General features: G+C 56.1%; 18 protein-coding genes and 1 tRNA gene. 6 read left to right on the top strand and 13 right to left on the bottom strand.

The annotated features are described in order from the left end of the window. On the top strand, positions 1-375 hold a 375-nt coding region (locus GFJ39_RS14085; protein ID WP_194285354.1), incomplete at its 5' end, for a hypothetical protein. Positions 376-393: 18 nt separating this feature from the next. Here the strand turns inward: GFJ39_RS14085 and GFJ39_RS10750 are convergent. The 9 genes from GFJ39_RS10750 to GFJ39_RS10710 are packed head-to-tail and all read right to left on the bottom strand — an operon-like array spanning position 394 to position 7,593. Next, on the bottom strand, positions 394-705 hold the full coding sequence (locus tag GFJ39_RS10750; protein WP_153431330.1) for a hypothetical protein: 312 nt from the start codon (positions 703-705) through the stop codon (positions 394-396). A 19-nt stretch (positions 706-724) separates the two neighbouring features. Continuing rightward, a complete protein-coding gene (locus GFJ39_RS10745; protein ID WP_153431329.1) occupies positions 725-1,120 on the bottom strand; it encodes a response regulator in 396 nt (131 codons plus the stop codon). Further along, a complete protein-coding gene (locus tag GFJ39_RS10740) occupies positions 1,117-2,172 on the bottom strand; it encodes a protein-glutamate methylesterase/protein-glutamine glutaminase (RefSeq protein WP_153431328.1) in 1,056 nt (351 codons plus the stop codon). Before GFJ39_RS10740 ends, GFJ39_RS10745 begins: the two co-directional genes overlap by 4 nt. Then, complete coding sequence (locus GFJ39_RS10735; RefSeq protein WP_153431327.1) at positions 2,169-3,026, bottom strand: CheR family methyltransferase; 858 nt, start codon at positions 3,024-3,026, stop codon at positions 2,169-2,171. Before GFJ39_RS10735 ends, GFJ39_RS10740 begins: the two co-directional genes overlap by 4 nt. After that, entirely contained in the window at positions 3,023-3,451 is a 429-nt protein-coding gene (locus GFJ39_RS10730; RefSeq protein ID WP_153431326.1) for a chemotaxis protein CheW, read from the bottom strand. Before GFJ39_RS10730 ends, GFJ39_RS10735 begins: the two co-directional genes overlap by 4 nt. Next, the gene (locus GFJ39_RS10725) at positions 3,448-5,496 is read right to left on the bottom strand and encodes a chemotaxis protein CheA (protein WP_153431325.1); all 2,049 of its coding nucleotides are present in this window, start codon (positions 5,494-5,496) and stop codon (positions 3,448-3,450) included. Before GFJ39_RS10725 ends, GFJ39_RS10730 begins: the two co-directional genes overlap by 4 nt. Beyond that, positions 5,493-5,852, bottom strand: a complete 360-nt coding sequence (locus GFJ39_RS10720; protein WP_153431324.1) for a response regulator — start codon at positions 5,850-5,852, stop codon at positions 5,493-5,495. The genes GFJ39_RS10725 and GFJ39_RS10720 overlap by 4 nt, the downstream gene beginning before the upstream one ends. Continuing rightward, on the bottom strand, positions 5,849-6,118 hold the full coding sequence (locus tag GFJ39_RS10715) for an STAS domain-containing protein (RefSeq protein ID WP_194285353.1): 270 nt from the start codon (positions 6,116-6,118) through the stop codon (positions 5,849-5,851). Before GFJ39_RS10715 ends, GFJ39_RS10720 begins: the two co-directional genes overlap by 4 nt. Beyond that, a complete protein-coding gene (locus GFJ39_RS10710; RefSeq protein ID WP_153431322.1) occupies positions 6,118-7,593 on the bottom strand; it encodes a methyl-accepting chemotaxis protein in 1,476 nt (491 codons plus the stop codon). Before GFJ39_RS10710 ends, GFJ39_RS10715 begins: the two co-directional genes overlap by 1 nt. Positions 7,594-8,114: 521 nt before the next feature. Here GFJ39_RS10710 and GFJ39_RS10705 point away from each other — a divergent pair. Then, positions 8,115-8,191: transfer RNA gene (locus GFJ39_RS10705), tRNA-Asp, on the top strand. Between the two features lie 73 nt (positions 8,192-8,264). Continuing rightward, positions 8,265-8,615 carry a DUF3147 family protein gene (locus tag GFJ39_RS10700; RefSeq protein WP_153431321.1) on the top strand — a complete coding sequence of 117 codons (351 nt, stop codon included), beginning with the start codon at positions 8,265-8,267 and terminating at the stop codon, positions 8,613-8,615. A 7-nt stretch (positions 8,616-8,622) separates the two neighbouring features. Here the strand turns inward: GFJ39_RS10700 and GFJ39_RS10695 are convergent, their stop codons facing one another. Both GFJ39_RS10695 and GFJ39_RS10690 read right to left on the bottom strand, forming a co-directional pair. After that, positions 8,623-9,393 carry an ABC transporter ATP-binding protein gene (locus GFJ39_RS10695; protein ID WP_153431320.1) on the bottom strand — a complete coding sequence of 257 codons (771 nt, stop codon included), beginning with the start codon at positions 9,391-9,393 and terminating at the stop codon, positions 8,623-8,625. Positions 9,394-9,397: 4 nt separating this feature from the next. Continuing rightward, on the bottom strand, positions 9,398-10,237 hold the full coding sequence (locus GFJ39_RS10690; RefSeq protein WP_153431319.1) for an ABC transporter permease: 840 nt from the start codon (positions 10,235-10,237) through the stop codon (positions 9,398-9,400). Between the two features lie 134 nt (positions 10,238-10,371). On the opposite strand from GFJ39_RS10690, the gene queE reads away from it, so the two are divergent. Genes queE through GFJ39_RS10675 form a run of 3 tightly spaced genes read left to right on the top strand, consistent with a single transcriptional unit; the run spans position 10,372 to position 12,268 of the window. Then, positions 10,372-11,013 carry a 7-carboxy-7-deazaguanine synthase gene (gene queE, locus GFJ39_RS10685; RefSeq protein WP_153431318.1) on the top strand — a complete coding sequence of 214 codons (642 nt, stop codon included), beginning with the start codon at positions 10,372-10,374 and terminating at the stop codon, positions 11,011-11,013. Positions 11,014-11,015: 2 nt separating this feature from the next. Continuing rightward, entirely contained in the window at positions 11,016-11,744 is a 729-nt protein-coding gene (gene queC, locus GFJ39_RS10680; protein ID WP_153431317.1) for a 7-cyano-7-deazaguanine synthase QueC, read from the top strand. Next, positions 11,741-12,268 (top strand): 6-carboxytetrahydropterin synthase, encoded by a 528-nt coding sequence (locus GFJ39_RS10675; RefSeq protein WP_153431316.1) that lies wholly within the window; start codon positions 11,741-11,743, stop codon positions 12,266-12,268. Before queC ends, GFJ39_RS10675 begins: the two co-directional genes overlap by 4 nt. 22 nt (positions 12,269-12,290) lie before the next feature. On the opposite strand, the gene GFJ39_RS10670 is transcribed toward GFJ39_RS10675, so the two are convergent. After that, the gene (locus GFJ39_RS10670; protein ID WP_153431315.1) at positions 12,291-13,190 is read right to left on the bottom strand and encodes a fructose bisphosphate aldolase; all 900 of its coding nucleotides are present in this window, start codon (positions 13,188-13,190) and stop codon (positions 12,291-12,293) included. 186 nt (positions 13,191-13,376) lie between these two features. Continuing rightward, complete coding sequence (locus GFJ39_RS10665; protein ID WP_325062921.1) at positions 13,377-13,988, bottom strand: CatB-related O-acetyltransferase; 612 nt, start codon at positions 13,986-13,988, stop codon at positions 13,377-13,379. Positions 13,989-14,005: the final 17 nt, after the last annotated feature.

Below are 14,005 nucleotides of genomic sequence, written 5' to 3'. Positions count from 1 at the left end.
GTCACACGTTCAGAGGACGGCAAGGCCATCATCCTGTCTTTTCTGCAAGGCAGCGGCGTGTCAGGCAGCATTGCCCTGGACGAGAAGCAGCTCGCCCAGTTAATCACCAGTCTCGGTCTGGCGCATGCGAGCCTCATTGAAACGCAGCCGCCAGCATCTATTGCCGGTGCGCGCTTTACGCCGGTCTACACAACGAACTGGGCCTTGCAGATCGATGCCCTGACCGAAGGCTCCATGCTGGCTTTCCAGCACCCGGCTTATGGTCCGGTGGGGATCGTCTTCGGCCCGCAGGACGTCGAACAGATCATTCGTGGCCTACAGAAACAACGGACCATGATCCGCTCCAATCCCGATGACGCCAGCAAGCCGAGCTGACAAAATTCTCCCGGAATCTCAGAAAAATTCTATCTCCCCCGCCTCGGGGGAAACCTGAATGGCGCCTGCCAGCAGGCGCTGCCGAACCTCTGAGAGTGTCAGACGATCCACTATGGAACGCTGAACCTGCACCTCCCTCACACCGCTCTCATGACTCAGTTGCTCGCAACACTGCGCCAACTGGTCCAGAACCTGCGTGATTCTGTCGAAATCCTGCAGGCACGCGGCACTCTCACCCCGACACGCCTTCAGACATGCATCCTCCAGCTGCCGCAGGTCCTGAAGGCTTACAGCCAGTTGCACACCCACGCCTTGCAGAATTTGCGACAATGCCAGCTTCCCTGACGCCTCAGACACTGCAGATCGGTCCAAAAACGGCTTCGATACGGGATTTGAGCGAACTGGCCGTAAAAGGCTTGGCCAGGAAATTATTCACCCCTTCCGCAATGGCCTGTTGCACCAGCTCCTTGCTGGCCTGCCCGGTCAACATGATGAAACCAGTTTTCGCCGTGCGTGCATTGCTTCTGACTGCTTTGAGAAGTTCAAGCCCATCCATGTCCGGCATGTTGAAATCTGAAATAATCAGATGAACCTGATTGTTTTTGAGGTGCTCAAGCGCTTCCAGCCCATTCCGGACACCCGCGATCTGTACGAAGCCGATCTGGGTCAGCGTATTACGCAGGATAGAGCGAATGGTGGTCTGATCGTCGACAAGAAGGACTGACATGGAGGAGGCGGAAATCATGGACATGTCTCCAGAGAACGGCGTTCACAAAGATTGAGAATGGCGGAGCCGATAGCGGAAAGGGGAAGCTGCTTCTCGACGGCACCCAGTTCATATGCTGCCCGGGGCATACCATAGATGACGGAACTCGCCCGATCCTGACCGAGGGTGGAAGCTCCGGCATGACGCATAGCCAGCAAACCCTGCGCGCCGTCGCATTCCATTCCGGTCAGGATGACCCCGATGGCATTTTTCCCGACTGTGGCAGCAAGGGAATAGAACAGTTCATCCACGGATGGACGGTGTCCATTGACGGGAGGGGCCGCAACCAGTTGACAGACATATTCGCCAGACCGGGCGCCACAGCGAACACGCAGATGGCGCTCTCCACCCGACGCGACATAAACCGTACCAGGCTTCAGCATATCGCCATCTTCCGCCAATCTGACCTCCGGCTTCACAATCCGGTCCAGACGACGTGCAAAGCTTTCTGAGAATTGGCGCGGCATGTGCTGCACAATAACCGTCGGCGGACAGGCCACAGGGAAATGCCCCAAAACATCCGTCAGGGCTTCCACACCACCGGTCGATGCGCCAATCCCGACCACCGTTCCTGTCTGCAGGGAAATCCTGTTTCCGGCCAGAGCGTCAACTGGCACAGGAACTGGCTTCTTCACGGTCACAGCCCGGACAATCGCATCTCCCAGGCCCGCAAACGGCTCCTCGCCACTTGTGACGGTCGATTTCGAATACCACTCCGCCGCTCCCATCCGTAGCGACTGCTCAACTAGTCCCCGATGGCTGGAAAGATGACCCGAAACCATCACCACGGGCATCGGCCGCAATCGCATGATTTTTTCAAGAAACTGCAGACCGTTCATAGACGGCATCTCGAAATCGAGCGTCAGCACATCAGGATTCAATCGCACGATAAGATCACGAGCCTCAAACGGCGTGCCCGCAGTTCCTACGATCTTTACTCTGGGATCCCTGCGGAGCGCTGCGGCGATCAAGGCGCGGGTCGTCAGGGAATCATCGACGACGACAACGGTCACAGGTCTGGAAGCACTCAAGAGCGCCTCCCGCCGGATGAAACCTTGCGATAGGCATTATATCCCATGCTTTCCATTCCAAAGCGCTCAGGATGAGCGATACGCTCCGAATGGCCCAGATAAAGTTCTCCCCCGGGAACAATACGTTCAGAGAGACTGCCCCATAATCTATCCTGCGTTTCGCGATCGAAATATATCGCAACATTTCTGCAGAAAATAGCATGAAAACAGGATGAGAATGGCCAGGGTTCCAATAGATTAAGATGTCGGAAACGGATCATATCCCGGATTTTTTCGGACATGACGATCCGATTGCCCTCAAGCCGACAAGACGTCAGCATTCCATCTTCAAAAAGAGCTGCGGCTTCTGCGGAAGCATAGCTTCCCAAGCGAGCCTGCCTCAGAACATCAGAATCAATATCTGTCGCCAGAATTTTCGCTTTCAAATTCGGGATGGTGGACAGACACTTCATGACTGTCATGGCGATCGAATATGCCTCTTCACCACTCGAGCAGGCGGCGGACCAGATCCTGAGTTCTTCTCCACGCCCAAGACGGGCATATAACTGCTGACGAAGCAGACGCTCCAGACATACAAAATGATGTTTTTCCCGATAAAAGCTGGTGACATTTGTTGTCAGCGCCGAGACGAGGTGCTGCTGTTCAGCGGCACCCGCTTCACTCATCAGGAAAGCACAGTATTCATCAAAACAACCAAAACCTGTCTGGCGCACACGGCGAGAAATTCGCGAATAGACGAGGTTTTTTTTCTTTTCTGACAGAGAAATCCCGGCATAATTCAGGGCAATTCCGGCAATAATTCGGAAGTTTTCGTCTGAAACGCCGTCTTTTTCCAGCATACTGACTACCGTCATTGCAGACTTCCTTCAAACAGTGCGTCCACATTCACAGAAAATATCAGACGATCTGCTATCGACTGGATTCCATTCAAAAAATATTTGAGGTGATCGCTGGAAATTTCTGGAAGCGGCTTGAAACTTTCGTCATCTACACCCGAAATATCTGTCACATTCGAAACCGAAAACCCGATAACCTTGTCTTTGTTTTCCAGGAAAATAATAGCCCTTTTCTCATTTTCGTTCTCAGTAACACCCATCATCCGGGCCATGTCCACGAGTGGGATGACTGATCCCCGGACATTCACCACTCCTTCGACAAATGTCGGCGCCGCCGGGAAAGGTGTTGCCTTCGACCAGATCTTGATTTCTTTGACAACCGAAATCTGGATGGAAAATTCCTGATTTCCCAAAGAAAAAATAAGCATTTTTTCCTCAATCATACGCTTTCCTCCAGTGAATTTTCCCTTTTCTTCAAAAGTTCACCAAATAGAAATTCTACATCAAGAATAAATGCTACGTTACCATCTCCTAAAATGGTCGCAGTAGAGAAGCAGTCAATTTTTCGATAATTATCTTCAAGATTTTTTACTACAAATCTCGATTGATCTATAATCTTATCAACAATTAATGCCATTTTTTCTTCGTTTTCATTTTCAATTACGAAGCATATTTTCTGATTTTTTTTGCAAGAAGGAAGACCAAGCAGATCAGAAGCATAAATTACGGACAGATAACTATCCCGATAAGGATATCCATATTTCCCATCTCCAATATGGAAAGCTTTCTTATTGTCAAATATTATCGTCTCCGAAACATTATTGATTGGAATTACAAAATCCTGCCCTTCTGATTTGAAAATAATGCCTTCGATAACGGAGAGGGTAAAAGGCAGGGAAATCGAAAATATCGTCCCTCTTCCCTTCGCGGAATTGATGAAAATCCGCCCGTTGATCTGCTGGAGACTTTGTTTGACAACGTCCATCCCCACGCCCCGACCAGAAACATCCGTCACTTCCGCAACAGTCGAGAACCCCGGCTCGAAAATCAGGGAATAGATTTCTTCCCGATCCAGCTTTTGGTCTTTTTCAATAATCTTCTTTTCAACAGCTTTGCCATAAATTTTGTCCGGATCTAAGCCAGTTCCGTCATCCTGAATTTCCACGATAATTCGACCAGAACGTTGAAAGGCTCGTAGTCGAAGCAGGCCCTCCGGAGCCTTTCCTTCCTGTATTCTGACTTCTGGACTTTCAATGCCATGATCAATGGCATTACGCACCATGTGCGTCAGAGGATCGGACAACTTTTCGAGAATGGACCGATCGACCTCCGTGTCTTCTCCCTCCAGCACAAGCCGAACCTGTTTTCCTGTCAGTCTGGCGGTCTCACGCACAACACGGCCCAGTTTCTGGAAGACCGTCTTGATCGGATAGGCGCGCATCGTAATGACGTTTTCCTGCAGTTCGTGGATAAGCTGCTCCTGCGCTGTGACCACGGTCCCCAGAAATGAATCTCCGGGGACCTTGTTACGACGCATCTGAGATTGAATGGCTCCATGATTGATCACCAGTTCTCCAATCAGATCGACCAGCTTGTCGATCCGCTGGATATCAACCCGCACGGTCGCAGAGTCCTTGCGTTCAGTTCCTTTCCTGACCGGTAGATCTGTTTTCTCTTCCACATCCGGAGCCGATGGCACTGTGATTTGCTTGGGCTCTTCGGGTACGGATGTAACGACCGCACGCAGATCATCGGCGCACCAGTCAAAAATCTCGTCAATACTCTCTCTTGACTTTTCTGTTGTCAGGAGAATTTGCCAGGTCAGATAACTCTGGCAGACTGAAATATCAGAAAGGAATGGCACAGCATCGCTATCAACCTGCACGTTGACCTGACCCAGGCCACCCAATGCCATCAGGATATTCCGGACGTCATCCCCGCGTTCATAAAACTCCGACGATACAGTCAGGACAATTGAAAACTGCCGCTCACTGGGTCCATCAATTTCGATTTTAACCGGAGCAAAAGACATCCCGAAGATATCTTCCATCTCGACATTTTCAGAGGTCGACTCAGGTTCCGAGACGTCAGATCCGAGGTAGCGCTTCAGGTCGGCGGTTATCTCGGGAGCAACCCCGTAGGTACTGGCACCATTTTTAAAACTCGCAACGATATCCGACAGTGCATCCTTACACTTGAGAAAAATTTTGATACTCTCAGCATTTACAGACAATTCTCCTGACCGGAAGCGGTCAAGCACACTTTCAAAAAGATGAGAAAATCTTACCAGATCTTCCATCCCGAAGGCGGCCGCTCCGCCTTTGATCGAGTGAACACATCGAAAGATCGTGTTGATCTTCTCTCCATTTCCCGGCTCTTCCTCAAGCGCCGTCAACTCTTCTTCAAGAAGGGTAAGTTGCTCATCGCATTCGTCAAAGAAGATCAGCCGGATCGCGTCCATATCCTCGGTGAAATCTTCAGTGTTCATGCGCTGACACGCCTCACCGCTGCAATCAGCCTGGGACCATCGAACGGTTTGACAATCCAGCCGGTCGCACCCGCCTCACGTGCGGCGCGTCGAAGATCATCTCCGGATTCCGTGGTCAGAAAAATAATGGGAACGTATTTTGTGTCTGACCGCGCACGCAGGGCTCTGGTCAGTTGCAATCCGTCCATACGCGGCATATTCAGATCCGTTATGACGACAGCTGGCAGAAAATGAGAAATTTTCTCCAGCGCCTCGACGCCATCTTCCGATGTTTCCACATCATAACCGTCGTTGCGCAGTTCTCGGCTGATTAGGTCCCTCATGGTTCGGGAATCATCAACGATCAGGATATTCATGCGTCGCCCTGCGCCTCCAGGAGGAAGTCTCCCCCCATCAGCCGAAGATTTTCCTTCATCGCATCAGAAATATTCCTGATTTCGAACCTTGAACCCTGCATTCGCGCCGTACGGTATGCGGAAACAAGCAACTGGAAGCACAGGCCACCGACCCGGCCAACCTGACTGCCGTCAAAAACAAAATCCCTTTCTTCCTTTTTGAGACGTTCCGAAAAAGGAACGGCATATCCGGTGTCCAGTATCTCGGGCAGCATCAGAATGCTCATCAGCGGAACTCCTCCCATCCTTCATCTGATGTCTGAAAAGACTCACTCTCCCACTGTGATTCCGGGGCAGGAAAAGCTGACGCTTCGCTCTCTAAAAAAGGTTGCTCCGCATCATGCATGCTCTTCAGACGAAACCGCTGAAGGCTTCCAACGAGTTCCCGGGCTTCTGCGCTCAGATTATGACTGGCTGCGGTTGCTTCTTCGACCATCGCAGCATTCTGCTGGGTGTTCTGGTCCATCTGGCTGACCGCAATACTGATTTCCGAAAGGTCGTTGGCCTGACTACGCGCAGCAGTCGCGATTTCACCGATCAGGACGCTGATTTCACTGACATTTTCCACGATGGATTTCATCGCGGTTCCCGTCTCTTCAACCAGAGAACTGCCACGGCTGACCTGCTGCGTACTCGAGGTGATAAGTCCCTTGATTTCCTTGGCGGCATCGGCCGAGCGCTGGGCAAGAGCACGGACTTCAGCGGCCACAACGGCAAATCCCTTGCCCGCATCACCCGCCCGAGCAGCTTCAACGCCGGCATTCAATGCCAGAAGGTTGGTCTGAAAGGCGATATCATCAATCAGCCCAAGGATCTGCGCGATATGGATGGAAGACTGCTGGATGTCCTGCATGGCCGCGGTAGCGGCTGCCATCACTTCACCCGACCGCTCTGCCCGGTCACGAGTCTGGCTTGCAACCTCGCTGGCATGGACGGAGGCTGCGGCCGTCTTGCGAACAGTCTCCGTGACATTCCCAACCGAGATCGTGGTTTCTTCCAGACGGGCGACCTGAAGTTCCGTCCGCCGGGCCAGATCATCCGCAGCCGACGCGATTTCCGCAGATCCGGACGAGATGGTCGAAATACTGTCATTCAGCGAAACCATCATCTTCTGAAGCGAGGATGCGGTATCGTTGAAAGCCTGCCGCAACCGGTCGTACCGGTCCGGTAGAGCTTCCTCGAGACGAAAATCCAGTTCGCCATCGCGCAGGCTGGCCATGGCATTGCCAAGAACCGCAATGACCCGTTCATGCCCGGACACTTCTTCCCTTGCAGACTGACGGGTCTCTTCAGCCTCGATCCGGGCTGTCGCAAGGGCAGACTGCGCCGCGGCAGCCATGGCGTCGCTTCGCTCGGCATACGTGCGCGCTTCGCCGAGTATGGCTTGCAGCCGGATCAGGCTGGCTTCACGGACATTCCGTGGCAGTGTTCCTTCTGCCGCGAGTTGCCTCACGGCTCCGAGCAGGCTGTCTCCCCATGTGGCCACCTGAAAGAAAGCGACAATTCCTGTAACACCAAAGAGAGCAGGAAGAGCCAGTTCGGGAAAAACGGACTTCCAGACACCGACGGTGTGGATACCGGCAATCTTCAGTTTCCAGCCCAGCAGACAGGCAGAAACGGCAAGAGGAACAGCAAACGCCAGAAGCAGACGCCTGCGCAACAGGAAACTCCGTTGCATGGGAACAAAGCGCATGTCGGACATGCCAGACCGCCTCCAGAAACACAGATCACACCACGGGAGCCGCATGCGGCCGACCAGATGCTTACCTTCCTAGAGAACAGTTGATTGAAACTCCGTTAATGCTTCTCAGACATCTGGAGGATTTCGAAATGATAGCGATAATTCCTGACCGGATCCCATGTGAGTGCATAGCCGATCGTAGTGGCGAACGCCCTTATATCAACGATCAGCGCGACGGGGTGTCCATTGATCGCGGCACGAGCGATGAACGCCGCAGTTGTTCAGAACCGGCAAAAAAATCCCCGTCAGCAGAAACGCCTTCATCCGATTCAGCATCACGACATCCCCGCGCCTGTCTCGATCCGTTACAAAAGACACGTCCCGCTCCTGTCGGGCAAAGCAGTTTTTTTGGCCGGCTGAGCTTTTTTTCAGAAAACCCTATTGCCACCCCCCGGGCAGGCTGATAAATCACCGCCACCGACCGAGAGGAAGCCAATACAGCTTCCCGAACGGAAGGTCCCAAGATGCTGGAAAGCAGCTTTGCGGGTGTAGCTCAGTTGGTTAGAGCGCCGGCCTGTCACGCCGGAGGTCGCGGGTTCGAGCCCCGTCACTCGCGCCACTCCTCTCTTGGAGTTGGCCATATTCCCAGAAAAATAAATTCCGAAAACGACGACTTGCCCCTAGGTAAGAATATGGTTTTCTTCATCCTGAAATGTCTGATCTCGGGTGTTCTGATCGCCGCGGCCTCAGGCGTCGCACGACGCTATCCGGGAGCGGGTGCCCTGATTGCATCTCTGCCGCTGGTATCGGTTCTGGGCATGATCTGGCTCTGGCTGGAAAAGCCTGACCGCATCGTCATGAGCCGCCATGCGGAAGCGACGTTCTGGTATGTGCTTCCGTCCCTGCCGATGTTTCTGTTCATTCCGCGGCTGCTGAGGGTGGGAGTGCCGTTCTGGGTGGCCCTGATGGCAGGGTGTGCCCTTACGATCATCCTGTATCTCGGGACGACCTGGACGCTCGCACGGTTTGGTTCAGGGAGCTGAGGGCGTCTCAGTCCGTGTGTGCCAGATAGACGTCCAGAACTTCGTCGGGTGAGGCATCCATCCGGACATGTCCATTCTCCAGCCATAGAACACGCGTGCACCATTGACGCATGATTTCGGGCTGATGGGTCGAGAGCACCAGGATCTCCGCCTTCTGGACGAGTTCCTCAAGCCGGGTGCGGGCCTTGTTCATGAAAATGCCGTCGCCCGCCAGAAACCATTCATCCATCAGCAGGATCTCCGGGGCAGACGCTGTCGCCAGACCGAACGCCAGACGGACACTCATTCCTGCACTGTAAGCCTTCACCGGCAGGTCCATGTAAGGCCCGAGCTCCGCGAAGTCCTGTACGTCCTGTTCGATCCGGTCGATCTGCTGGCGTGACAGCCCTTCATACCGGCCTTTGAGACGGATGTTTTCACGACCGGTCAGATCGGGATTCATGCCCAGACTGCTATCCAGCAGGGTCCGCATCGTCCCCTCAAGCCGGACGCGCCCGGCAACAGGTTCATAAATGCCCGCAAGCGCCCGCAGGAGCGTGGTCTTGCCAGCGCCGTTACTGCCAATCAGCCCCAGCCGCTCGCCGGAACGCAGTGTGAAACTGATTTCCCGCAGCACGCTGACAATCGTGCGTTCCCGCTGGTCATGCATCAGATGCGCCGAAGGCGAAGACGGTGCAAAGCGGGTCAGGGTCTTGCCGACCTGACGTTTCAGGGATCGGCTCTGGCCATGATACAGCGGAAAATCGATACAGAGACGGTCAACAACGATACCGGGCATCAGATCAGATCCAGTAGGGAATGCGCGACCGCATCCGGCAGAACAGGATGGCTGCCAGAAGCCACAGGAGCACGCTGTGCCCGATGGCCGCGCCCCAGACGACCGTATCGACCGTCCGCCCCAGAAGAGGCGCGCGCACGATTTCAAGCAGCGAATAGAACGGATCGAGCAGCAGATACTGACGTCCGGTCGTGATTAGCTCGGGCTTCCAGATGACCGGCGTCACAAAGAAGAAGATCTGCATCAGGGACGCCACGATCGGTGCGATATCGCGAAAGCGCGCGCCCAGCATCCCGATCAGCAGGATGACGCAGAAGCTGTCCACGATCCAGACCGGAAGGCTGAGCAGCAGGCTCCAGATCTGGTGCGGCCAGATCCGGAAGACCGCGAATACGACGGCGACTACCACTATATTATGAAGCAGGATCAGCAGGTTCCGGACGATCACCTGCATGACGGGCAGGCTGGCCGGTATCCGCATCGAATGGAACAGGGGGGTGTTCTGCGTAAAGACCGTTCCTGCATCATTGACGACCGTGCCGATATATCCCCACAGCACGATTGAAAGCGACAGGAAGGGCAGATAGGTTCTCAGGTCCATGTGAAAGAGGTAGCCGTACACCACACCTGTTGCGCCGATCATCACGGCGGTAGAGAGCGTCAACCACAGCGGTCCCAGAATGGAGCCGCGATACCGCAGCTTGATATCCAGCCAGCCGAGTGCCGCGGCGAGCGGAAACAGCCGCAGACCTGCTCTGAGGTCGGCTACGCCAGAACGGACAAGCCCCCATCCACGCTGGGGTTCAAGAACCAGAACAGGAGAACGGGCATTCATGTCTTCCATGCGCTCTCACTACCATGAAAGCGTGTCCTGCCCATCCCCCCTGACACCCGAAACCGCCCTCAGCCTGCATCGCCTTGGAGCGATGTGATGATTTCCCTTGCATCCTGCGCCAACCTCGCCGACATGCTGCGGTCATGTCATATGCTGTGAAGGAAATGTTCGTGACCCTCCAGGGTGAGGGTGCACAGACAGGCCGCGCGTCGGTGTTCTGCCGTTTCGCCGGCTGCAACCTGTGGTCGGGCCGCGAGCAGGATCGCGCCACGGCTGCCTGCACGTTCTGTGATACCGATTTCATCGGCACGGACGGTGAAGGCGGTGGCCGTTTCGAGACGGCTGAGGCTCTGGCCTCAACCATCGAAACCTGCTGGACCGGTACGGCCGATGACAGCGGCCGGCGCTATGTCGTCTTCACGGGCGGCGAACCTCTGCTCCAGCTCGATGGCGCCCTGATTGCCGCCGTAAAGGCCCGCGGTTTTGAAATTGCGGTGGAAACCAACGGCACCATCGCGCCCCCCGCCGGAATCGACTGGATCTGCGTCAGCCCCAAGCCGGGCGGAGTGCTCGTGCAGACCGAAGGTGCGGAACTCAAACTGGTCTATCCCCAGCCCGAGCTGCCGCCCGAGCTGTTCGAGAAGCTTTCTTTCCGCCATTTCTGGCTCCAGCCGATGGACGGCCCCGACCGCATCGCCAACACACAGGCCGCCGTGGCCTACTGCCTGCGCCACCCGCGCTGGCGCCTGTCGCTCCAGACCCACAAGCTGATCGGAATCCCCTGACCATGACCATCAGCAGCAACACCGCGCTCGTGCTGTTCTCCGGCGGTCAGGATTCCGCAACCTGCCTCGCCTGGGCCCTCTCCCGCTTCGACCGCGTCGAGACAGTCGGCTACGCCTACGGACAGCGTCACGCCATCGAACTCGAATGCCGCGAGACACTGCGCGAGCAGATGGCCGCTTTTTCGCCGGACTGGAAAGCACGCCTGGGCGAAGATCACACGATCGACCTCGCCTCCCTCGGCGCCCTGTCCGAAACGGCCCTGACCCGCGAAGCCGAGATCGGCCTGAGCGAGAACGGTCTGCCCAACACCTTCGTGCCGGGACGCAACATCATTTTCCTGACCTTCGCAGCAGCGCTCGCGGTGCGCCGCAATGCGCGCCATATCGTCACCGGCGTCTGCGAAACCGATTATTCCGGCTATCCCGACTGCCGCGATGACACGATCAAGGCGCTTCAGGTCGCCCTGAACCTCGGCATGGACCAGCGCTTCGTCCTGCACACGCCCCTGATGTGGATCGACAAGGCCCAGACCTGGGACCTGACCGAAGAACTTGGCGGCCAGAAGCTCGTGAACCTCGTCAATCGTGACAGCCATTCGTGCTATATGGGCGATCGGACCCATCAGCATGACTGGGGCTATGGCTGTGGCGGTTGCCCGGCCTGCAACCTGCGTGCCGATGGCTGGCGGCGCTACCAGCAGAGCCGCCATTTGCATGGAGGCGCCGTATGACTGCTGAACTCGTCTTCACCCGTCGTTTCTGCATGGGGCATCGACTCATCACCGGGGCCAGCGAACGCTGCGCCATTCCGCACGGCCATAACGAATATGTCCGCGTAACACTGCGCCCGGCGAAACAGGCCCGGCTGGACGGTCATGCGAACATGATCCTGCCCTTCGCCGAGGCCAAGACGCGCTGGCACCATTTCGTGGACAACAGCCTCGATCACGCGCTCCAGCTTTCTGAAACCGATCCGCTACTGACCTGGTTCCGCGAAAACGAACCCGAGCGCGCCCAGCGCATCGTCGTCACGCCCGGCGATCCGACAACGGAACTGATGGCGGCCCTCATGCTCGCCAAACTGACCGCCATCCTCGCGGATCAGGGCGACATCCTGCGTGTCCATGAGATCGAACTGGAAGAGACGCCCACCAACACCGTCCGTCTTGGCGGCAACCCGCAGCATTACCTGCCCACCGTTTCGCGGCCACCGGAACTGTGCTGGTGGAACAGACCGGACGCCAGCATCGCCTGACATCCGGCCCGGAACCCGGGTCTCAGACCTTGTGGACCGAAGCGTCGTAGATCTGATCGATCGTCCTGCCCAGCGTCGCATCGAACTGCGCATCATCCATCTGATGGCGCAGATCCCCGATCAGGGCCCGGGAGAAACTCGCGATCATCCGATGATTATGGCGCAGCTTTTCGCAGGCCTGATCCAGCGGATAGCCCCCTGACAGCGCCACGACACGGACCATGCGCGGATCCCGCGCGATATCGTCATACAGATCCGGCACTTCCGGAATTGTCACCTTCAGCATGATTCGCGCGTCTTCGGGAAGCCTCTGAAGCTCCTCCAGAACACAGTCATGCAAAAGCTGCTCACACGCCGCCTTGTCCGGGCTCTTGATCAGCACTTCCGGCTCCAGAATGGGCACCAGCCCGTGCCTGCGAACCTGTTCTGCCACCGCGAACTGCTGCTGCACGATAGCGCGAATCCCGCTCTCGGACGGCAGGCGGATCGTGGAGCGCTCCTTCGTTCCGTAAATACCCAGCTTCACGGCCCGCTCCAGCAGGTCATCCAGCCCCGGCATCGGCTTCATGAGCTGGACGCCGTCCACTTCCGCTTCCAGGCCCTTGTCGATCTTCACGAACGGAACGACACCCCGCTCACGCCAGAGATAGGCCGGGACCGGTTCGCCTTTCACGTCTCCATCCATGGTTCGTTCGAACAGGATGGCCCCGATCACCTTCTCTCCCGTGAAAGACGGCGCCGTGATGATCCGCACCCGCATCTCGTGCATGCGCGCAAACATCTCGCTCTCACCCGAGTAATCGCTTTCAGGGATGCCATACTGTTTCAGCGCACCAGGCGTGGATCCGCCGCTCTGATCCAGAGCAGCGATAAATCCGCCTTTTTCCGCCATCTGAGACATCATCGTTTCCGCGGTACTCATCAAGATCCCCTTCGATACAGGGAAAACCGTCACCACTCCCGAAGGACCCCACGGATCACCCCCTGTCGCGGCACGTTTCCCGACACAGCCCAATCGCACGGACACCCGGGGAGTTCCGGCACGACGGTTTCAAGAAACCGTACTGCAAGCCTGCCGTCTCATGAAGGCGCAATGCCACTCACCAAATCAGGATGAACCGTCCCCGGACCCGTACGGAGCATTTTCATAAAGGTCCAGGAACGCTTCGATACCGTCGCTCATCAGACGGCCAGAGCGTTCTTCCACCAGCGTTTCCGGCCACTTCCACCATGCCAGCGCCAGCAGGCGCGCAATGACCGTTTCGGAAAAACGGTAGCGGATCACTTTTGCCGGATTGCCACCGACAATCGCATAAGGGGGCACCGATTTCGTGACGAGAGCCTGTGCGGCAATGACGGCGCCATCCCCGATCGTCACCCCGGACATGATCGTGGCATGCGCCCCGATCCAGACGTCATTGCCAATGATGACGTCTCCTTTTGAGGAGTGATCGTTCTCTCCCTCTGCAGCAGATGGCCAGAAATGCGACAGGGTTCTGAAAGGATAGGTACTGACGAGATCGGCGCGATGATTGCCCAGGATGATCGTGACACCGGGCCCGATCGAGCAGTAATCGCCGATGGTAAGCCCTGCTTCCTCCACCTCCAGAACAGTGGGCGCACCATAAGTATGCGGGCCGATATTCCAGCCCCATTCGTCAATCTGGGCCGCCAGCGCATAGCGCGTCAGGGCCTGAAACACGTTCTTTCCAAATGACACGGGCATCACTCCTTCAT

Source organism: Gluconobacter aidae (assembly GCF_009547075.1).
Taxonomy (GTDB): Bacteria; Pseudomonadota; Alphaproteobacteria; order Acetobacterales; family Acetobacteraceae; genus Gluconobacter; species Gluconobacter aidae.
Note: the sequence above shows the minus strand (reverse complement) of the source record. Positions and strands in the feature narration are given on the sequence as shown.

Bases quoted from the DNA above. Each gene is read 5' to 3' on its own strand.
- GFJ39_RS10725 (WP_153431325.1), bottom strand. From the start codon at position 5,496: ATGAACACTGAAGATTTCACCGAGGATATGGACGCGATCCGGCTGATC.
- GFJ39_RS10735 (WP_153431327.1), bottom strand. From the start codon at position 3,026: ATGACGGTAGTCAGTATGCTGGAAAAAGACGGCGTTTCAGACGAAAAC.
- GFJ39_RS10720 (WP_153431324.1), bottom strand. From the start codon at position 5,852: ATGAATATCCTGATCGTTGATGATTCCCGAACCATGAGGGACCTAATC.
- GFJ39_RS10715 (WP_194285353.1), bottom strand. From the start codon at position 6,118: ATGAGCATTCTGATGCTGCCCGAGATACTGGACACCGGATATGCCGTT.
- GFJ39_RS10700 (WP_153431321.1), top strand. From the start codon at position 8,265: ATGGTTTTCTTCATCCTGAAATGTCTGATCTCGGGTGTTCTGATCGCC.
- GFJ39_RS10730 (WP_153431326.1), bottom strand. From the start codon at position 3,451: ATGATTGAGGAAAAAATGCTTATTTTTTCTTTGGGAAATCAGGAATTT.
- queC (WP_153431317.1), top strand. From the start codon at position 11,016: ATGACCATCAGCAGCAACACCGCGCTCGTGCTGTTCTCCGGCGGTCAG.
- GFJ39_RS10675 (WP_153431316.1), top strand. From the start codon at position 11,741: ATGACTGCTGAACTCGTCTTCACCCGTCGTTTCTGCATGGGGCATCGA.
- queE (WP_153431318.1), top strand. From the start codon at position 10,372: ATGTCATATGCTGTGAAGGAAATGTTCGTGACCCTCCAGGGTGAGGGT.
- GFJ39_RS10690 (WP_153431319.1), bottom strand. From the start codon at position 10,237: ATGGAAGACATGAATGCCCGTTCTCCTGTTCTGGTTCTTGAACCCCAG.
- GFJ39_RS10710 (WP_153431322.1), bottom strand. From the start codon at position 7,593: ATGTCCGACATGCGCTTTGTTCCCATGCAACGGAGTTTCCTGTTGCGC.
- GFJ39_RS10695 (WP_153431320.1), bottom strand. From the start codon at position 9,393: ATGCCCGGTATCGTTGTTGACCGTCTCTGTATCGATTTTCCGCTGTAT.
- GFJ39_RS10745 (WP_153431329.1), bottom strand. From the start codon at position 1,120: ATGATTTCCGCCTCCTCCATGTCAGTCCTTCTTGTCGACGATCAGACC.
- GFJ39_RS10670 (WP_153431315.1), bottom strand. From the start codon at position 13,190: ATGAGTACCGCGGAAACGATGATGTCTCAGATGGCGGAAAAAGGCGGA.